The 18,761-nt window shown below is 62.4% G+C and carries 15 protein-coding genes and 1 tRNA gene; 12 read left to right on the top strand and 4 right to left on the bottom strand.

The window, feature by feature from the left end:
• The first annotated feature begins 71 nt into the window (after window positions 1–71).
• From ASD71_RS12175 to ASD71_RS12150, 6 genes are all read left to right on the top strand, one after another.
• Complete coding sequence (locus tag ASD71_RS12175; protein ID WP_056563859.1) at window positions 72–863, top strand: ABC transporter substrate-binding protein; 792 nt, start codon at window positions 72–74, stop codon at window positions 861–863.
• 18 nt (window positions 864–881) lie between these two features.
• The gene (locus tag ASD71_RS12170; RefSeq protein ID WP_056563856.1) at window positions 882–1,574 is read left to right on the top strand and encodes an amino acid ABC transporter permease; all 693 of its coding nucleotides are present in this window, start codon (window positions 882–884) and stop codon (window positions 1,572–1,574) included.
• Window positions 1,575–1,576: 2 nt separating this feature from the next.
• Window positions 1,577–2,266, top strand: a complete 690-nt coding sequence (locus ASD71_RS12165; protein ID WP_056563852.1) for an amino acid ABC transporter permease — start codon at window positions 1,577–1,579, stop codon at window positions 2,264–2,266.
• A 9-nt stretch (window positions 2,267–2,275) separates the two neighbouring features.
• Window positions 2,276–3,568 (top strand): FAD-binding oxidoreductase, encoded by a 1,293-nt coding sequence (locus tag ASD71_RS12160; protein WP_056563849.1) that lies wholly within the window; start codon window positions 2,276–2,278, stop codon window positions 3,566–3,568.
• Between the two features lie 27 nt (window positions 3,569–3,595).
• On the top strand, window positions 3,596–4,180 hold the full coding sequence (locus tag ASD71_RS12155) for a helix-turn-helix domain-containing protein (RefSeq protein ID WP_056563846.1): 585 nt from the start codon (window positions 3,596–3,598) through the stop codon (window positions 4,178–4,180).
• Window positions 4,181–4,264: 84 nt separating this feature from the next.
• Window positions 4,265–4,341 (top strand) — tRNA-Arg (locus ASD71_RS12150).
• Between the two features lie 205 nt (window positions 4,342–4,546).
• On the opposite strand, the gene ASD71_RS28215 is transcribed toward ASD71_RS12150, so the two are convergent.
• On the bottom strand, window positions 4,547–4,708 hold the full coding sequence (locus tag ASD71_RS28215; RefSeq protein WP_200949386.1) for a hypothetical protein: 162 nt from the start codon (window positions 4,706–4,708) through the stop codon (window positions 4,547–4,549).
• 148 nt (window positions 4,709–4,856) lie between these two features.
• Between ASD71_RS28215 and ASD71_RS27655 the strand changes: the two genes are divergently transcribed.
• The 6 genes from ASD71_RS27655 to ASD71_RS12120 all read left to right on the top strand — a co-directional run bounded on the left by ASD71_RS27655 (window position 4,857) and on the right by ASD71_RS12120 (window position 14,282).
• On the top strand, window positions 4,857–5,132 hold the full coding sequence (locus ASD71_RS27655) for a hypothetical protein (RefSeq protein WP_082578876.1): 276 nt from the start codon (window positions 4,857–4,859) through the stop codon (window positions 5,130–5,132).
• Between the two features lie 1,758 nt (window positions 5,133–6,890).
• Window positions 6,891–7,181, top strand: a complete 291-nt coding sequence (locus tag ASD71_RS12140; protein ID WP_056563843.1) for a hypothetical protein — start codon at window positions 6,891–6,893, stop codon at window positions 7,179–7,181.
• A gap of 172 nt (window positions 7,182–7,353) precedes the next feature.
• Window positions 7,354–9,933 carry a type VI secretion system Vgr family protein gene (locus ASD71_RS12135; RefSeq protein ID WP_082578875.1) on the top strand — a complete coding sequence of 860 codons (2,580 nt, stop codon included), beginning with the start codon at window positions 7,354–7,356 and terminating at the stop codon, window positions 9,931–9,933.
• Between the two features lie 82 nt (window positions 9,934–10,015).
• Window positions 10,016–12,349, top strand: coding sequence for a DUF3274 domain-containing protein (locus ASD71_RS12130; RefSeq protein ID WP_056563841.1), 2,334 nt, complete (start codon window positions 10,016–10,018; stop codon window positions 12,347–12,349).
• Window positions 12,350–12,519: 170 nt separating this feature from the next.
• Window positions 12,520–13,995 carry a DUF2875 family protein gene (locus ASD71_RS27980; RefSeq protein ID WP_162253556.1) on the top strand — a complete coding sequence of 492 codons (1,476 nt, stop codon included), beginning with the start codon at window positions 12,520–12,522 and terminating at the stop codon, window positions 13,993–13,995.
• A gap of 23 nt (window positions 13,996–14,018) precedes the next feature.
• The gene (locus tag ASD71_RS12120; RefSeq protein ID WP_056566813.1) at window positions 14,019–14,282 is read left to right on the top strand and encodes a PAAR domain-containing protein; all 264 of its coding nucleotides are present in this window, start codon (window positions 14,019–14,021) and stop codon (window positions 14,280–14,282) included.
• Window positions 14,283–14,366: 84 nt separating this feature from the next.
• Here ASD71_RS12120 and hutI read toward each other — a convergent pair whose 3' ends face one another.
• The 3 genes from hutI to hutH form a co-directional block, all read right to left on the bottom strand.
• The gene (hutI, locus tag ASD71_RS12115; RefSeq protein ID WP_056563838.1) at window positions 14,367–15,581 is read right to left on the bottom strand and encodes an imidazolonepropionase; all 1,215 of its coding nucleotides are present in this window, start codon (window positions 15,579–15,581) and stop codon (window positions 14,367–14,369) included.
• Window positions 15,582–15,641: 60 nt separating this feature from the next.
• On the bottom strand, window positions 15,642–17,072 hold the full coding sequence (locus ASD71_RS12110; protein ID WP_056563836.1) for an amino acid permease: 1,431 nt from the start codon (window positions 17,070–17,072) through the stop codon (window positions 15,642–15,644).
• A 118-nt stretch (window positions 17,073–17,190) separates the two neighbouring features.
• Window positions 17,191–18,720: a histidine ammonia-lyase gene (gene hutH, locus ASD71_RS12105; protein WP_056563834.1), complete on the bottom strand. Its 1,530-nt coding sequence runs from the start codon at window positions 18,718–18,720 to the stop codon at window positions 17,191–17,193.
• Between the last annotated feature and the right edge of the window lie 41 nt (window positions 18,721–18,761).

The raw sequence follows: 18,761 nt of genomic DNA, 5'->3' as shown, positions 1-18,761 counted from the left end.
TTATCCGGGCGCTGCCGGCGCGATGTGCCTTGCCCGGAACGATATGGGTCCAATCACCAAAGGGGTTAGCAATGCTGAAAATCAAACAATGGCTGGGCGTGGCCAGCGTCGCCCTGGCGGCCGCCACCGTGGCCCTGCCGGCACAGGCGGACGAACTTTCCGACATCATCAAGCGCGGTGAATTGCGCGTAGCGGTGCAGACCTCCGGGCCGCTGATGAGCTTCATGGATAAGACGGGCAAGCGTACGGGGCTGGCCGTGGAAGTCGCCAAGCGCATGGCCGACGACCTGGGCGTGAAGCTGGTGCTGCAGGATTATGAATGGAAGGGCCTCTTGCCCGCGCTGCTGTCGGGCAAGGCCGACATGGTGGCCGCCGACATGACCCCGACGCCGCAGCGCGCCGCGCAGGTGCTGTTCTCGCTGCCCATGTTCTACGCCGACACCGTCGCCGTGGTGCCCAAGGATTCGCCGTACAAGAACTACGCCGAATTGAACAAGTCGGGCGTCACCGTCGGCGCGCTGGGCGCCAGCACCTACGCCGAAGTCGGCAAGAAGATGCTGCCCACGGCCACGCTCAAGGAGTTCTCGGGCGGCAGCGCCCCGGTCGGCCAGGCGCTGTCGAGCGGCCGGCTGGACGCCGGCATCATGTCGCTGTCCACCGCCAACCAGTTCCTCGTCGACTTCGGCAATCTGCGGGTGCTGGAAGGCGTGATGGTGCGCGAGCCCCTGGCGTTCGCCGTCGGCCCCAACGCTTTCCGCCTGAAGTTCTGGCTGGACAACTGGCAGACACTCAAGACCGCCGACAACACGTTGCCGGAACTGGTGCAGTACTGGTACTCCACCGATTGGAAGAAAGACCACTGATCGGAGACGGGACCGCCCATGGACTGGTTGATCGATTTCTATAACTGGCGCATCGTCAGCCAGTACACGGGCCAATTCGCCGAAGGCCTGGCCAATACCCTGATTGCAGCGGGCGCAAGCCTGGTGCTGTCGGTGCTGGCCGGGGTTCCGCTGGCGCTTGCCCATATGTCGTCCCGCGCCCTGGTGTGGCGTCCGGTGGCGGCGTATGTGCAATTCGTGCGCTCCACGCCGCTGCTCGTGCAGATCTACCTGGTCTATTACGCGGTGCCTTATCTTGTGCCCGGCGCCAAGGGCTGGAGCGAGATGGTGCTGGGCATCCTCGCCATGACCGTGCATCACGCGGCCTACATGAGCGAAATCATCCGCGTCGGCATCGAGTCCGTGCCGCGCGGCCAGATCGAAGGCGCCAAGGCCTGCGGCATGAACTACCACCAGCGCCTGCGCTATGTGGTGCTGCCGCAGGCCTTCGCCAACACGCTGCCGCCGCTGTTGGGCCAGACCGCCGTGCTGATCAAGGACACCTCGCTGCTGTCCCTGATCACGGTGTTTGAACTGGTTGCCGCGGGCGTGCAGATGAACAGCGAACGCATCGTGCCCAACGAAGCCTTCCTGACCATCGCGGCAGGCTATCTGCTGATCTACTGCGTCATGCTGCTGCTGTCCAAGGGCGTAAGCCTGTGGCTGGCCGGCCCGGCCTGGAACGCGAGGTAATCATGCTGGACTCCTATCTTTCCACCGCCGGCGTCGTGCTGCCCTTTCTGCTCAAGGGCTTCTGGGAGACGCTGAAGATTTCCTTCGTGGCCATCATTGCCGGCTCGCTGCTGGGCTTTGTGATCGGCGTGATCCGCAGCTACCGCATTCGCGGCGTGCATCAGATCCTGGGGCTGTACATCCATATTCTGCGCGGCACGCCGTTCCTGGTGCAGCTCTACATCTTCTACTTCGTGCTGCCCAGCTCCGGCATCGAACTGCTGCACTGGGATTCCGGCACGGCAGCCTTCGTGGCGCTGTCGGTCTATACGTCCTGCTACGTGGCGGAAATCGTCATGGGCGCCATCCAGGCCGTGCCGCGGGGCCAGACCGAAGGCGCGATGACCCTGGGCCTGCGTCCGCTCCAGATCCTGTGGCTGGTCATTCTGCCGCAGGCCATGCGCCTGATCGTGCAGCCCATGAGCGGCGTCTACGTCATGCTGATCAAAAGCACCGCCATCCTGTCCGTGGTCGGCATCACCGAACTCACGCGCCAGGGCGAAGTGTTCATCATCACCTTTCCGGCCAAATCGCTGTTCATCTACGGCATGATCGCCGCCATCTATTTCATCTACTGCTACCCGCTCCTGCGCCTGGCCAACTGGCTGGAAAGGCGCCTGACCGGGGGCCTGCAAGGCGCGGGCCTGCACTGAGCCGACATCATGGTCTCCGAGTACATCGACACCTACTACAAGCGCACGCTCGCCGACGGCGACACCTACTATCCGCCGCTGGCAGGCGCGGCCAGCGCCGACGTCTGCGTGATCGGCGCGGGGCTGGCGGGCCTGTCCACCGCGCTGGAACTGGCCCGGCGAGGCCGTAATGTGACGCTGCTTGAGGCGAAACGCATCGCGTGGGGCGCCTCGGGTCGCAACGGCGGCTCGGTGTCGCCAGCGTTCTCCGCGGGAGCCGACGCCATCCGCAAGCACGTCGACGAAGACCACTATCGCCAGCTCTACCGTCTGTCGATGGAGGGCGTCGAAATCATCCGCGACAACATCCGCGACCTGCGCATCGCCGACGCCCACAAGGTCGACGGACGCCTGCGCGTCGTGCGCTACGAGGCCACCAATGCGCTGCGCCAGTGGTGCGACAGCCAGCAGCGCGACTTCGGCCGCGACGTGCGGCTGCTCTCGCGCAGCCAGGTTCGCGAGCGGCTGGTGTCCGACGTCTACCACCAGGGCATCGAAGACCCCTCATCCTTTCACTTCCATCCGCTGAACTACGCGCGCGCGCTGGCCCGCGAGTGCGTGAGGCTTGGCGTGCGCATCCATGAGGATTCACCCGTCGTGCAGGCCACGCTGGACGGCCCGGTCAAGCATCTGAAGACCGAGCAGGGCCAGATCGACGCCGCCACCGTGGTGCTGGCGACCGGCGGCTACACCGGCGACGTCGTGCCCGCCTTGCGCCGCGCGATGCTGCCCATCGCTACCTACATCATGCTGACCGAACCGCTGGGCGACCGCGTGCGGGAAGCCATCCGCAGCACCGCCGCCATCGGCGACGACCGGCGCGCCGGCAACTATTACCGCGTCCTGGATGGCGGCCGCATCGGCTGGGGCAGTAGAATCACCACCCGTGTCGACGACCCGCCCGATCTGGCCGAGTCCCTGCGCCGCGAACTGCTCAACGTCTACCCCCAATTGCAAGGGGTACGCGTGGAGGCAGCGTGGTCGGGACGCATGGCCTACGCGCGGCACCTGATGCCGCAGATCGGCCTGCTGGGTGCGGGCGTCTGGTATTGCACCGCGTTCGGCGGACACGGCATGAACACCACGTCCATTGGCGGACGCGTTGTGGCCGAGGCGATCACCGGCGACACGCAGCGCTACAAGCTCTTCGAACCTTTCGGGTTGGCCTGGAACGGCGGGAGCCTGGGCACGGCGGCGGTTCAACTGACTTATTGGTCTTACCAGGCGCGCGACTGGTGGCGTGAGCGTCAATCGCGGGCATGACTATCGCGGGCATGACAGGGTATACAGATGCAAGGCAACAAACAGAGCGCATTGGCACAACGGCTGCGAGCCTTGCGCCAGGCGCGTGCGTGGACCCTGAAGCAGGCGGCCGAGGCCACCGGCGTGGCCGCGTCCACCCTGTCAAAAATCGAGAACAGCCTGCTGTCCCCCACCTATGACAACCTGATCAAGATCGCGGCGGGCCTGGACCTGGATGTAGCCGAACTCTTCATCGCCTCCGACGCCCACATGGGCACCGGCCGCCGCAGCCTGAGCCGCCAAGGCGAAGGCCGGCAGTACGAAACCCCGTATTACGACCACCGCCTGCTGTGCACGGCGCTGTCGCACAAACGCATGATGCCCTTTCACACCCGCGTTAAGGCGCGGGCCTTTGACGAGTTCCAGGACTGGAGCCGGCATGGGGGGGAGGAGTTTGTGTATGTGCTGGAAGGGGAGGTTCAGCTCTATACCGAGTTCTATGAACCGGCCCGGCTGAAAGCGGGGGAGAGCTTCTATATAGATAGCCGGATGGGGCACCGGGTGATCAGTCTGAGCCCGGAGGATGCGATCGTGTTGTGGGTGTCCACGCATACGGACATTGGCGAGGAGTAGGGACGCCCGCTCGGGGACGACCCACTTTTTCTGCAACAGGGTAAAATGCGCGGCCCGGACGGGTTCCGGGCGTCACCACACCGCGCGGCAGTAGCTCAGCTGGATAGAGCACGGGCCTTCTAAGCCCGGGGTCGGGGGTTCGAGCCCCTCCTGCCGCGCCAGAATAGCTAGGAAGATCAAGCTATTGCATCATTCTAGCGTTGATTAACAAGGCAATCATTAGAATAAAAATGCCTGCGTTAGAACGTTACTCCGTCGCATTCGCCAGCTCTCGCGTCCATGCGATGAGCCAGCGCTTATAGACTTGCTCTGGATGCTAGGCACAGGTGCCGAGGCTAATTACACAAGAGCGACTGATGCCCAAGGCTACTGCGGCGTGCGCTGCTTGGTGGGATCACCCTGAGCCTGTTCGCGCGCGGCTTCTTCTTTTTGTTCCTGGGTTTGCTGCTCTTGCTGTTTGATCGGCTGTCCGTCCTGACCCGGTTGCGAAGGAGGACCGGCGGCGCCGAAGCGAGTAGGGAATGTCATGCTGTCTACCTCTTGAGTTGTCGTGACGTATGTCACTTATTCACGGTACGCCCAATGGCATGTATGTCCTAAGACCCAATTGAAACAAGCGTAAGGCTCTGACTGTCCCTGGCCTACACTAAGTTCAGGCAACCGACGGGAGGATGCCATGACACAGTCAACGGGTGTAAACGCACATGAGCGTTGGGACAATGAAGGGGGGTCGCAGCTCGCTTCGCTCGCCAAATCATTTGCTATCGAGGAGTATGAGGAGTCTGAGCGTCGAATTCTCGCCTTCCTTGGAGCGTCAATTTTGAGCCTTTGGGATGAGCTTCCGCTTGACGCGCGCCAACAGGTGCTAAATCGTCAAAGTGCTCAAGCAGCGTTTACTAAGTCTGCGTTAAAGGCGAAGATTGCGCGCCTCGCAACGGGTGATCTTTTTTAGGATTCACCATTGGCACGATCATCAAGATGACCATGAGATTGAGCGCTGGCTAAACGAGGGTGGCGTGCAACTGCTTACGTTTGTCAAGATGCTGGACCCTGGGGTTCTTGACGAGCATGAGCGACGCGTCATTGCTGGCCTGGGAGCTGCGGTCGTGAGCGTTTGGCACCGAGGGCAGACCACCTTCGGTTCCAGATGTGTGCGCCGGGAGTTCGTCATTCCGTGCAGGCAATATTTACACTTGAAGGCGTTGCTGCGGCGGCTCAGGCGGAGGTGCCATTCGCCTGAGGGCCCGAAGGATGTGTCCACCGCCGCAGCGCCTTGGGGCTCGCAAGTACTGTGCTCAGGTGCTGACTGATTGAGATGTTAGGAAGGTGGTGTGGCCGTTCGGCAAGCGCTGCCGATTCTCGGAGAGCCAAGTCGCTATTGCATCCACCACTCCCGGGAGTAGCGCCGCCCGCTAATTGTGGCTCGACGCGGACTATTTCTTCCAGTCGGTGTGTGCGCGCGGACCGTGCCCGCGGCCATTTTTCACCGCGTTGGAACCTTCCTCTTTTGTAGGACGTTCCTGGCCGGGCGCCACATGGCTCTCTGTCTGATTCTGCCTTTGGGTTTGCGTTTCGGGCGAAGAGTGGGATGGAGGTGAACGTTTCCCACCAACATCGCATGCGTTCAATCGCATAGGCTGACCATCGACGTCAAAGTCTGAACTGCTTAAGTTCTTCATGAGGAACTCCCATTCAAGTAGGCATGTCTGCCGATTAATTGCCGTAAACCACGCTACTCAGAGGAGGGCGAGCCTTTGCCAGACGGACTGTCCAGCACACTGTCACGATCCTTCGAGTTAAGGATTCTTGTCGACGTTGGACTCCTTTTTTTCGCTAGCTGCGATCTCTTGCGTGGCGTCTTCCTGTTGTTGCCGAGGTTGCTCCGCTAGGTGTTTGCCAGGCAAGTCTTTCTCGTTGGGTCTGCCTGATTGGTCACCAGGCGAATTCATGCGAACGGTCAAACTCATATATGTACCCGTTGGTCTATTGCGGCGAAATGCCATCTCTTCACGGTACGACCTTCCGAAGCCTTTCCCTACCGCTCATTTGAAACAAGCAATATTTAGGCGAGGTGAAGGTGGCAAGTCGCTGCTCGACACCATTTTCCGACCGACCGGTCCCCGGAGCAGACGCAGACGCGTATGAAGCGGGCGCGCGAGTTGCCGCCGATTCCATAGCAGCTGCTCGGCGTCCTTTAGCGTTTGCTAGTGGCTGCACATATCCGACTCGGTTAATACTTCAGCCGGCTAGACAAATAAGCTTCCAGCGCGCGTCCGGTGCAAACATCATGCCCGGCCCCGAACCACCCTTCGGCTGGCACTTCGCATCGATCGGCATTCTGACCGTTGCGCACAGCCCAAGCTCGGGCAATATTTCGCGCCTCATTGACCTTCGTAACTTCTGCGTCCTGGTCCATTGTTGTCCCTCGGTAGAGGAAGGTAAGTCACAAGCTCGACAAGCATTCAAAGTCAATGGATACAGGCCCAGCACCCTCCGGGATGCTCGATAGGGGGATGAAGTAGGACATGCCGCGTTAGAACGAGGGGCAGCAAAGCCGCATATAATCGGGGCCCCTAACCGGGATTTGTTCTAACGCAGATCACAAATACCCGAGTAAAATCAAGGCGTTAGGTGGGTTTCCCACGGGCCTTCCAAGCCCGGGGTGGGGGTTCGAGCCCCTCCTGCCGCGCCAGCTCCACTGGCTTTTCTTATGAACCTTGATCGACTGCGTCGCGAATTTCCCCGCTACGACATAACCACCCTTCCGACGCTGCCCGAAGGCTACTTAGACGCGTCCGAGCGTATCGACGCAGCCCCGTCTTTCGTGAACGAGGAGCGCGGCTTGAAGGTGTATGTCGACTACGCCAACTACGCTGACCGCGAATCCGGCAGAAGCCAGCGCTACTGCGTCTCGCGTTGGGACGAGGAAGAAGGCGACTACGAAGATGTGGCGTTGTCCACGAATGATTGGGCGGAAGTCGTACGGTTCCTGACCGCCTGAGTGCCTTTCGGGGCGAATCCCCGTGTGCGGGCCGGCCGATCACAATAGGACCGTTCCCGCGCATCAATAAGACGGATGGCAATTTACGACTTGTATGGGCAGCTTCTAAAAAGGACACTGCCGCGCGTCGCCAAGAGCGAGCAGCGCGGCATGTCCCCACAGGAAGCTCGCCATGCCCTCCCAGTCCCATCTGCGCTTTACCTTCGAAATCATTGGCGGTGAGGCGCGCGACGACTTCGAGGTCGTCGCGTTTGAATTGCGGGAAGGCCTCAGTCAGACCTTCCATCTTGCCGTCGAGCTGACCAGCGCCAATCACGAAATCGACTTTGGCAGCGTGCTCGACCGTCCCGGTCTCCTTACGCTCTGGCATGGCGATACGCCAGTGCGCTACGTCCAAGGCGCGGTTTCCTCTTTTGTTCAGCGCGACACCGGATTTCGCCGGACCCGTTATTCCGTCATCGTCGAGCCGCGTCTTGCGCGACTGAAGCTGAGTTCCGACTGGCGCATCTTCCAGTCCCTTAGCGTCCCGCAGATCGCGGAGGCGGTGCTCAAGGCGCATGGCCTCAACCAGGACTACGAGCAGCGCAATACCACCGAGCATCAGGCCCGCGAATATTGCGTGCAAGCCGGCGATACGGACTACGACTTCGTCGAGCGCATCATGCGCGAAGAGGGATTCTTCTACTCCTTCCGCCACAGCGCCGAGGGGCATCGGTTGGTCCACAGCGATCGCCTCTTCATCCACGGGCGAGTGGGCGACGAGCCGGTTCATTACAACCCGACGCCCGGCGGCGACCAGCCGCAACCTGCGCTGCGCCGGTTTGCCTACGCAGAGAACGTGCGCACCGCGCTCCAGACGCAGCGCGATTACACGTTCCATAATCCTCGCTACACCCACCAGCACAGCCGCGACGGACACGACCTTGCTCACCAAGGCCGCCGCTACGAGCGTTACGACTATCCGGCGCGTGCCAAGTTTGACGAGGCCGGCAGGCCCTTCGCCGAGAACCGCCTGCGAGGGCATCGGCGCGATGCGCGCATAGCCTTGGTCGAAGGCAATGACCCGCGGCTGCAGCCGGGCATCTCCTTTACATTGGCCGGTCATCCCCGAGACGACATGAACCGCGGCTGGCGTCCTGTCAGCATCGTCCACCGGGGCACACAGCACACCAGCCAGGGTGAGGAAAGCGCCGACGCGCAGCTTGGCACCTACTACCACTACGAGGCCGAACTGGTGCCCGATGACGCCGAGTGGCGCGCCGAGCCCCTGGCCAGGCCGCGACTCGACGGACCACAGAACGCGTTGGTCGTCGGTCCACCCAACGAAGAAATCCATACCGACGCGTTTGGGCGAGTCAAGGTGCATTTTCCCTGGGACCGCCTGGACAAGCAGGACGAACACAGCTCCTCCTGGATCCGCGTGTCGCAGAACATCGCTGGCGCAACCTGGGGCCACATGGCCATCCCGCGCGTCGGCCAGGAGGTCATCGTCCAGTTCCTGGATGGGGATCCGGACCAGCCGATCATCACGGGAAGGGCCTACAACCGCCTGCAGTTGCCGCCGTATGAACTGCCAAAGTTCAAGGAACTGGCGACGGTCAAAAGCAAGGAACACAAAGGCAACCGCGCCAGCGAGCTGCGGCTGGACGACACCACTTCTCAGATCAGCGCCGCGCTGATGAACGATCATGGCGCCAGTCATCTGCACCTTGGCTACCTGACGCACCCCCGCCCACGCGGCGGAAAGCCCCGTGGGGAAGGCTTCGAGCTGCGTACCGACTTGCACGGCGCGCTGCGCGCTGCACGGGGCCTGCTGCTTACCACGGATGAACAACCGAACGCCCAAGGGGGACATCTTGCGCGCACCCAACTGGTCCAATGTCTGGAAAGTGCGCTTGAGTTGGCGAAGAACCTGGGTGAGTACGCCGAGCAGCATCAAAATCTGCCGCACGATGCAGGACCCCAGGCAACCTTGTCCAACGCCGTCCGCGACTTGGGACATGGGGCGAACGACGAAAGCGGCGGGAACGGTGGGCAACCCCTGATAGGTCTCAGCAGCCCGGCAGGCATTGCGGCCGCCACGCCGCGCTCCATCACGCTCGCTGCGGGCCAGCATCTGGACGCGGTCGCTGAGCAGAATCAGCATGTCACGGCAGGCCAGTCCATCGTCATGAACGCCGGGCAGGGCATCAGTCAATTCACGCAAAGCGGCGACCTGCGCCACATCGCGCATCAAGGACAGGTGCGGGTTCAGGCTCAACAAGCGTCGATCCACCTGCTGGCAGACAAAAGCGTCGTGGTCAGCGCCAGTAATGAACATGTTCTGGTAACCGCCGACAAGCACATCACGCTGTTATGCCATGGCGCCTATATCAAGATGGCAGGGGGCAACATCGAGTACGGCTGCCCCGGGGCCATGACCTTCAAATCGGGTAGCTACAACTGGTTGGGGGCGGCAAGCGAAACAGGCGCGTTGCCGCAGTTTGATGTCGGATCGACTCAGCGGCGCTTTGTATTGACGTTGCCTGACGGCGAACGGCCGGCCGCCGGGCATCCGTACAGAATCACGCTCAGCAATGGGGATGTGATTGATGGCGTCACAGACGCCGAGGGCGGCACGCGCCTGGTGGAGATGGGGGCGATGCACATTGCCTCGTTAATGCTGCTTCCTCGAAATGGCTCAGCGGCGTCGCCCTCACGGTCATCGGACGTGGCAATGCAGGCAGCGGCCGATAAGGAAAAGCAAGTTTGACGAATTGCCTGGCTGGCGGAAAGCGCCTCGAGTGGATTGAGGCGTCTAGCGCGCCGCCCTAAAAGAAGAGGAGATTTACCGGATGCACTCACCCCCCATTACCGGGAAGACCCGCGCCATCGTCGCGCCTAACGCGTCGGACGCTTACGCCCAGAAGCAGCAGCCCAAGCCTTGCATCGTGATCCTGATTCACGGCGTCAATGATCTAGCTGGTGTTTACGACGACCTGGAGACAGGCATCTGCACCGGCCTGAACGAACGACTGGACCATTTGTTCACCAACCGGGGAGAGCGCAGCCCGGCTGCGCTCAATCCGGCCCGGTACACATCGCCCAAGGACGATGACGGTAAAGCGCCGGATCCTGATGCGGTGTACTACCGCCGCCGAGCGACAGCGGGCAAGCATGGCGGTCATTCGCGCAGCGTGGTGATCCCCTTTTATTGGGGATATCGGGAAGAGGAAGGCCGAATAACGAAGCAGACTCCGCATGGCGAGTGGCTGGACCGTTTCGGCAACCGGCTGGACAAGGCCGGGACCAAGGAAGGCGGTTTTTTCGCCAATGCCACCACGACCCTGCCGGACATGTTTGGCCAGGGATTCTCAGGCAAGGTCGCGGGGATGCCTGCCAATGCGATGTTTGGTTCTCCCGACCATCCGCTGTTTCCCGCACCCTCCCGGCGATACATGGTGCTGGCGGCGCAGCGGCTGGCGATGTTGGTCAGGATCATCCGCGCCTATCGGCATCCCGATGGTCGCGCTGGCGAAGACGACACCATCAACGTCGTCGGGCATAGCCAGGGCAATCTCATTACGCTGCTGGCCAACGCCATGCTTCACGACGAGGGCTTGCGACCGATTGATGGTTTCGTGCTGATGAGCCCGCCCTACAGCCTGGCGGAGACGTTCTTCGAGCGTAGCGAGTTGGGCGACTCTCAGCAGACGGCCCCGGCGCGGGTGAAGACGCTAAGCAACATCGTCAACTTTATCGGCAAGAAACCCCATCCGACGCCGTCATTGGCCGACATGGCCGATGCCGGTAAGGACAGCTGTATCGGTGGCCTGCGCTGGACCGGACAGCAATGTGAAACTTCGGTCGATGGCAACGCGGTTACGTTCGCCGAACGCGACAACCGCGGTGGCGTGTTTCTGTACTTCTCGCCGCAGGACCAGACGGTAGGGATGGCAAACGTCCAGGGCATCGGGTGGCAGGGGGTTGCGGAAGCCGTAAGTTACGGTGTCTTCGACCTTAACGCCTCCACGACCAGACCTTACAACCCGGCCTATCAGACAAGTTCGGAGGAAGGCGGGTACCGGCGTGTCAGAGTCCCAGCCTTGCCGGCGCTCGGAGATCGTTTCTTTCAACGCATTTTTACGATGCGCGAGCGAGATGGCAAAGGTGAAGAGGTCGGCAAGCCGCCATCTCATTCCTACGAGCTGGTGCGGCACGGAGAGCGAACTTGGGAAGGGACCCAGCTCGGTGCCGGGCGGACGATGGTCGCCAACGCTGACTTCGCGCCGGGACAGACCGTCACCGTACAAGCGCCCGCTCTGCCAGTTCCATTTCTGCCGGATTTCGTTGCCGGCGGCACGACGCTGGATCGTACAGGTTCCCGGGGCGTCAAACCCGTGTGGACTGCGACCGACCCTATCGACGCTTCGATTTCCATCACGAACGGCGGCATTGATGTCCACACCACGCGGGTGATGACACTTTCCACGGACAGCCTGAGCGGAACGGCGCTGCGGCGGGCGCTGGAGGAAAAGGCGACTGACCTGAATGACCCGAGCCGCAACCCCTACCTGGACCCGGAAAACAGCGCATGGGCCGCCGACTGGCACCGTGTTGCGCACGTCAAGCCGTTGGGGCAAGGGCGTTACGACGCGGTGTTCGAAGAGACGCCAAACCAGGCGCGCAGGCGGATGATGGATGCGCCGGCGGGCAGCAACGAAGCCATCTCGTTTCATTCGGCGATTCCGATGAGCGGCATGCACAGTCGTCGCGCCGTGGCTTACGACCTGGCTATTGGGCAGGCCTGCAGCATTGACGATGAGGTGTTCTATGCCTATTTGTGCAGGGTGGCGGATTGGCGGCTTGGCTGGAAAAAGAACTACAGAGACGGTCGAAATGGGATCGCGCCCAACTCAAGTGACGTTGACCTGCCCAATGAGGCGCTTGTCGCACTATATAGGGCCGAGAACGAAGTAAATAGACACCTTATCGATGCGACCGATCTGTATCGCAGCAATCGTGAGCCGAATTACGACCGTGCAGGTTCTGCGGCGTCTAGCGGCGGAGGATTCTTGCCAGGGTGCGCCCTAAGCGCATCCATTCCCACTTTGGTCGAGAGTGAAACCATTGGTGATCGCCAACGTAGCGTGCACTTGGCGCCCGGAGTATCAGGAGCATACCGATGAAGCGGCTATCGAACTACGCGAGCCTAGTTGCACTTCTGATAGTAGCCAGTGGTTCCGCTTCTGCAGTCGAAGGTTCCGCAAATCCACTGGTCGCCATCTCTTGTCCACTCCCGCCCATCGACAGGCCTTGGCAACCTGTTTCTGCTGACTCACTACCATCAGGTGTTCCCATGTACTTCAATGCTCCGAGCACATCTCCTCGCCTCGAAACACTAGATATCGTTCGCTTGGGAGTGAGCATTGATGTCTTCCGACAAGGCCAGGTCTGGGCGCAACTGCAAAAGCAAAACGCGATCCAGCCCAACACATTGCGTCTAAGCACGGCACTCCCAATGGATCCGAGGCACTATCCAATCGATGCGACGCTCAAAAACATGGCCTGGCAACAGCGAATTTCCAACGCAACCGAGCTCGCGCTGAGAAGTTTCCCGGAGCGCTGGCGAATTCCCACCATAACGGTAGTTCGAGGCTATAACCCCAAAGCGGAACGTCTGCGGCTTTTTCCCGAGGAAGCGGCCGAAATGTTGAATGACATGGCCAGCCTGGAGCTCGGAGACGCGGGGCTGCATTGGCACCGCATCACACAGTTGAAAAATGGCGTCATCTGCAACGACACGCCAGAAGCCATGATCGAGGCAGTCTTTGGCGTCTTCGAGCAAAACCCTGACATGCCTGCGCTATTGCTGTATGTCGTTGAGGGCTACAACATGGCTCGCATCCTGATGAGTCAGGGTGAAAAGCCCATTGGCCTTGGCACGGGCCCTCGCCAACCAGGCGAACTGACCGATAGTGTGGTGGCGCTGGTCGTCGCCCGCCCCGAGCGCATCGCCTGGCTGCGCGAGTTCGCCAAGTACACGAAGTCCAAACCCGACTCGATCGACCCTGCCTTTAGCGGTTGGGAGCGCACGCCGCCACATACTTTCAAGCCCAGTCCGTTTTTCCCCACCCCAATCACGCAACGCGGTTTTGAACAGTGGGATCGGCTGAAGGTGCTGGCGCGGTTGCATCGGCCGGTGACGGTTTCATTGCATCAGCAGGGAAAGACCTCGATCCCGCTCAAGGGCGCTCCACGCGATAAAGCGCTTGCCGGCGGCTGGGACCAAGCGGTTTCGGCGCTGGGCGCTCCACCTGCGCGGGCCTTCTTCGACACGGGAAGGCCGGCTGGCGCCATCGCCGATCTGGCTCCGGCGTTGCATGCAGCACAGCACCCGGTAGATCTGCTCGACTCGGCTCAAAGCTACGACCTGACCCAGCGGCTGGGCGACACGGGTGCCGCATCGCCGTTCGTTGGGCTGGCCCTGGCCACGATGGCGAGCTACCTCAACGCGGACAGCAGCATGGTAGTGCCGTTGCGCCGCACCGATCGCGCAACCTTCATCGGCATCAGCGCGCCGTCGCCAGGCAAGCAGCCAGTTGACGACCCGTTTGACGTGGCGTTGCGGCCCCAGCACTCGCCGTTGAGTGAAGTGCCTTCCCCCGAGTTCAAGGCCTGGCACGGTCAACAGGTAATTAACTTTCAGCGGGAGCAGCAGCGCAATGCGCCGCTCTACCGAAACCCCGCAGTGGTCGCTCGGGAGCAGCGCATGCTTGATGACTTTATTGCGGGGCTTCCCGGCGACGGCCCAACGGGGCCGAGGCGCAACTAGGGCTAGGCGAAGGAGACATGGCGATGCCGAACATTATTCGCAAGGGCGACGGGACCGACCATGGCGGCGTGGTGCTGGAGGGCTTTGAACACACCAACTTCGATGGGAGACCTTTGGCCGGCTTGGGTCACAAGGTCTCTTGCCCCAGGTGCAAAGGTGTCTTCGCGATTGCTGAGGGTAATGCCGCTTACAACATAGGCGGCATCCCGGTTGCGCAGGAGGGGATGAAGACCACGTGCGGGGCAAGCCTGATTGCGAGCACGTCGGCGGCCATCATCAATTGTTGAAATGCCGACTTGTTATCTTCTTTTTGGGGAAGAGAACGCTATCTCCAAGATCTGCCCGAGTTCCCGACGGCGTTCTCCAGAATGCTAAAGCGTCGACATGCTCAGCAATGCCCCATGCCGAACGACCCGCTTCGGCACATCCCCACCCACCCAATACGCCAGCTCCGCCGGGTGCGTAACGTCCCACGCCACAAAATCCGCCACTTTCCCCGCCTCCAACGACCCATGCGTTGCTGACAACCCCAACGCCCGCGCCCCATTCACCGTCACCCCAGCCAAGGCTTCCTCCGGTGTCATCCGGAACAACGTACACGCCATGCTCAGCATCAACCGCAGCGACAGCACTGGCGACGTCCCCGGATTCAGATCCGTTGATATCGCGATCGGGACGCCGTGCTGCCGCAGCAGATCCACCGGCGGCAATTGGGTTTCCCGCAGCGCATAGAACGCCCCAGGCAACAGCACCGCCACCGTTCCGGCCTTTGCCATCGCCAATACGTCGGATTCGGTCAGATACTCCAGATGATCCGCAGACAGCGCCCCATAACGCGCCGCCAGACTCGCCCCGTGCAGGGACGACAGTTGTTCCGCATGCAGCTTCACGGGCAGGTTCAGCCGCATCGCCGCCTGGAACACCCGCTCCACCTGCTCCGGCGTAAATGCCAGGTGTTCGCAAAACGCATCCACGGCATCGACCAGCCCCTCGGCCGCCAACGCCGGCAGCATGTGCTGCACAACTTCGTCGATGTATTCATCTGGGCGGCCGTGATACTTGCGCGGCAGCGCGTGCGCGGCCAGGCAGGTTGCCTGCACGGTCAGCGGCAGCGTCTGGCCCAGCCGCCGCGCCACGCGCAGCATCTTGCGTTCATTCTCCAAGTCCAGCCCGTAGCCGGACTTCACCTCCAACGTCGTGACGCCGTCACGCAGCAGATGCAGCGCACGGCGATGGGCGCTGGCGTACAGCTCGTCTTCGGTCGCCGCGCGCGTGGCGCGGACGGTGCTGGCGATGCCGCCGCCCTGGGCGGCGATGGTGGCGTAGTCGACGCCTTGCAGGCGCTGTTCGAACTCCCGGCTGCGGTCGCCGCCGAACACCAAGTGGGTGTGGCAATCGACGAGGCCCGGCGTGACCCAGGCGCCGCCTAAGTCATGGACATGCGCGGCATCCACGGCGGGGAGTTCTGAATCGGGGCCGATCCATTCGATGCGATCGGCGCGGGTCACGATGGCCGCGTTCTCGATCATGGAATACGTGCCGTCCGCCATCGTGGTGGCGTGGCAATGTCGCCAGACCTGTCTCATGTATGTCTCCTTGCAGCAGGGGCTCGCAGGCGCAAACCACGCCGGCTGGCGCCGCGTCGATCAATCGGAACCCTGGGCTGCGGGAACCGGCTCGCGTTCGGGAAGGCGCCTGGGATATACCCAGAGGCGATAAGCGAGGCAAAGCAGCGCGATCCAGACGACGCCCACGCCCAGGGCCTTCTGCGTGCCGGGGAAATAGCCCAGCACCGCGATCACGAAGACCATGAAGGCAATGGCGAGCAAGGGGCCCAGCGGCCAGAGCGGAACCGGGAATTTCAGTTGCGAGACCTGCTTCGGGCTCATCTTGCGCCGCATCGCCACTTGCGACAGCAGGATCATCAGCCACACCCAGACCGTGGCGAACGTGGCAATGGAGGCGATCAGGACGAAGACGTTCTTTGGGATCAGATAGTTCAGCAATACGCCCACGAGGAGCGCCACGGACATCACCACCACCGTCATCCATGGCACGCCGTTGGCCGATACGGCGGCAAAGCCGCGAGGCGCCTGGCCTTGCTGGGCCATGCCGAACAGCATGCGGCCCGCGCCGAAGATATCGCTGTTGATGGCCGATACCGCCGCCGAGATCACGACGATGTTCAGGATGGTGGCCGCTGAGCTGATGCCGAGGCTGTCGAAGATCTGCACGAACGGACTGCTTTTGCTGTCGATCTGCGTCCACGGGAAGATGGACATCAGCACGAACAGCGTCAGCACGTAGAACAGCAGGATGCGCATCGGGACCGCGTTGATGGCGCGTGGAATGGTGCGGCCGGGGTCCTTGGCTTCGCCGGCGGTGATGCCGATGATCTCGATCCCGCCGAAGGCGAACACCACCACGGCAAACGATGCAATCAGCCCGCCCACGCCGTTGGGCATGAAGCCGCCGTGTTCCCACAGGTTGTGCATGCCGGTTGCGGCGCTGTCCGCGCCCATTCCCATGCCGAACAGCATGATGCCCAGGCCGCCGGCGATCATCGCGACGATGGCGCCGACTTTCAGCAGTGACAGCCAGAACTCCAGTTCGCCGAATACCTTGACGGAAAGCAGGTTGATGGCGCCGATGAAGAAGACGATGGACAAGACCCAGATCCATCGGGGCACGTCGGGATACCAGAATCCCATGTACACCCCGAACGCGGTGATGTCGGCCAGACAGACGATGATCATCTCGAATGCGTAGGTCCAGCCCGTCAGAAAGCCCGCCAGCGGGCCCAGGTATTGGGTGGCGTAGTGGCCGAACGAGCCAGACACGGGGTTGCGCACCGACATTTCGCCCAGGGCGCGCATGACCATGTAGACGGCGGCGCCGGCGACCATGTAGGCCAGCAGCACCGAAGGGCCCGCCGCCTGGATCGCCTCGGCAGATCCATAGAAAAGGCCCGTGCCAATGGCCGAGCCCAATGCCATGAAGCGGATGTGCCGGGCGTTCAAGCCCCGTTTGAGTGTCTGCGCTTCTGCCGGTGTGTCTGACTGCGAGGATGCTTGCATCGTTGTCTCTCTCGGTTCCTTGGTCGGTCTCGCGTGAAGCGCCGCGCAGTCGCCTTCTGATGGGCCCGTGCGCGCGGCGTGGCAATGGCGGCCGGATGCGTCCGGCCGGGGGGCAGGGTCAGAGGCTGGGAAGCAGCCCCGCCGGCATCAGGGCGTTCATGACTTGCGCGGCGATCAGCCCGCTGGCCGCTGCGATGTCCGGGGCGAAGAAGCGGTCTTCTTCGTAGTGGGGCACCTTCTCGCGCAAGGCGCGGCGGGCGGCTTCCAGTTGCGGTGACGTCTTGAGCCCTTCGCGGAAGTCCAGGCCCTGGCACGCGCCCAGCCATTCGATGGCCAGAATGTCGCGCACGTTGTCGGCCATGGCCCACAACCGCTTGCCCGCGTTGGGCGCCATCGACACGTGGTCTTCCTGGTTGGCCGACGTGGGCATGCTGTCCACGCTGGCCGGATGCGCCAATGCCTTGTTGTCGCTTGCCAGTGCCGCCGCGGTCACCTGGGCGATCATGAAGCCCGAGTTCACGCCGCCCTTGCGCACCAGGAACGGCGGCAACTGCGACATGTGCTTGTCCATCATCAGCGCGATGCGCCGTTCCGCCAGCGCGCCGATCTCGGCCAGCGCCAGTGCGAGGTTGTCGGCGACCAGCGCCACCGGTTCCGCGTGGAAGTTACCGCCCGAGATGACGTCGCCTTGTTCGACGAACACCAGGGGGTTGTCGGACACGGCGTTCGATTCGATTTCCAGGACCTGCGCCGCATGGCGGATCTGGGTGAGGCAGGCGCCCATCACCTGGGGCTGGCAGCGCAGGGAGTAGGGGTCTTGCACCTTGCCGCAATCGGCGTGGGAATGGCCGACCTCGCTGTCGTCGCCCAAGAGGCTGCGGTAGACGGCGGCCACGTCGATTTGCCCAGGCTGGCCACGCGCGGCGTGGATGCGGGCATCGAACGGCGCGCGCGAGCCCAGCATGGCCTCGACGCTGAGGCTGCCGCACACAAGGCCTGCCGCCATCAGGTCTTCGGCTTCGAACAGGCCGCGCAGTGCGAATGCCGTGGACACCTGGGTGCCGTTCAAGAGAGCCAGCCCTTCCTTGGCGGCCAGGGTCAGCGGCTCCAGGCCCGCGCGCGCCAGCGCCTCGCGCGCGGGCAGCCATTTGCCTTGGTAGCGTGCCTGGCTCTCGCCCAGCAGCACTATCGACATGTGCGCAAGCGGGGCCAGGTCGCCCGACGCGCCCACCGAACCCTTGAGCGGAATGTGTGGGTAGACGCCGGCGTTGACCAGCGCGATCAGGCTGTCGATGATGTGGCGGCGCACGCCGGAGTAACCGCGCGCCAGGCTGTTGATCTTGAGCACCATGATGAGACGCACCATGGCGTCGTCCAGGGCTTCGCCCACGCCCGCCGCGTGGGAACGAACCAGCGAAGTCTGCAACGCCTGCAGGTCTTCGCGCGCGATCTTGGTGGAGGCCAGCAGGCCAAAACCGGTATTGATGCCGTAGACGGTACGGCCTTCGGCGATGATGCGTTCAACCGTGGCCACGCTGGCGTCGATGGCCTGCGCGGCGCCGGGATCCAGCGTCAGGCGCACTGGCTGCCGATAGGCGCCCCGCAGGTCGGCCAGCGTCAGTTGGCCCGGTTTCACATGCAATTCCATTCCTCTTCTCCTACGCCGGTGGTCCGGCTGCTTGCAATCGT

Source organism: Achromobacter sp. Root565, assembly GCF_001427425.1.
Classification (GTDB): domain Bacteria; phylum Pseudomonadota; class Gammaproteobacteria; order Burkholderiales; family Burkholderiaceae_B; genus Achromobacter; species Achromobacter spanius_D.
The sequence above is the reverse complement of the archived record's forward strand: the minus strand, read 5'-3'. Positions and strand labels throughout refer to the sequence as shown.

What these genes read in the sequence shown, in the direction of transcription:
- ASD71_RS12175 (WP_056563859.1), top strand. Translation starts at nt 72, where the DNA reads ATGCTGAAAATCAAACAATGGCTGGGCGTGGCCAGCGTCGCCCTGGCG.
- ASD71_RS12170 (WP_056563856.1), top strand. Translation starts at nt 882, where the DNA reads ATGGACTGGTTGATCGATTTCTATAACTGGCGCATCGTCAGCCAGTAC.
- ASD71_RS12165 (WP_056563852.1), top strand. Translation starts at nt 1,577, where the DNA reads ATGCTGGACTCCTATCTTTCCACCGCCGGCGTCGTGCTGCCCTTTCTG.
- ASD71_RS12160 (WP_056563849.1), top strand. Translation starts at nt 2,276, where the DNA reads ATGGTCTCCGAGTACATCGACACCTACTACAAGCGCACGCTCGCCGAC.
- ASD71_RS12155 (WP_056563846.1), top strand. Translation starts at nt 3,596, where the DNA reads ATGCAAGGCAACAAACAGAGCGCATTGGCACAACGGCTGCGAGCCTTG.
- ASD71_RS28215 (WP_200949386.1), bottom strand. Translation starts at nt 4,708, where the DNA reads ATGACATTCCCTACTCGCTTCGGCGCCGCCGGTCCTCCTTCGCAACCG.
- ASD71_RS27655 (WP_082578876.1), top strand. Translation starts at nt 4,857, where the DNA reads ATGACACAGTCAACGGGTGTAAACGCACATGAGCGTTGGGACAATGAA.
- ASD71_RS12140 (WP_056563843.1), top strand. Translation starts at nt 6,891, where the DNA reads ATGAACCTTGATCGACTGCGTCGCGAATTTCCCCGCTACGACATAACC.
- ASD71_RS12135 (WP_082578875.1), top strand. Translation starts at nt 7,354, where the DNA reads ATGCCCTCCCAGTCCCATCTGCGCTTTACCTTCGAAATCATTGGCGGT.
- ASD71_RS12130 (WP_056563841.1), top strand. Translation starts at nt 10,016, where the DNA reads ATGCACTCACCCCCCATTACCGGGAAGACCCGCGCCATCGTCGCGCCT.
- ASD71_RS27980 (WP_162253556.1), top strand. Translation starts at nt 12,520, where the DNA reads ATGTACTTCAATGCTCCGAGCACATCTCCTCGCCTCGAAACACTAGAT.
- ASD71_RS12120 (WP_056566813.1), top strand. Translation starts at nt 14,019, where the DNA reads ATGCCGAACATTATTCGCAAGGGCGACGGGACCGACCATGGCGGCGTG.
- hutI (WP_056563838.1), bottom strand. Translation starts at nt 15,581, where the DNA reads ATGAGACAGGTCTGGCGACATTGCCACGCCACCACGATGGCGGACGGC.
- ASD71_RS12110 (WP_056563836.1), bottom strand. Translation starts at nt 17,072, where the DNA reads ATGCAAGCATCCTCGCAGTCAGACACACCGGCAGAAGCGCAGACACTC.
- hutH (WP_056563834.1), bottom strand. Translation starts at nt 18,720, where the DNA reads ATGGAATTGCATGTGAAACCGGGCCAACTGACGCTGGCCGACCTGCGG.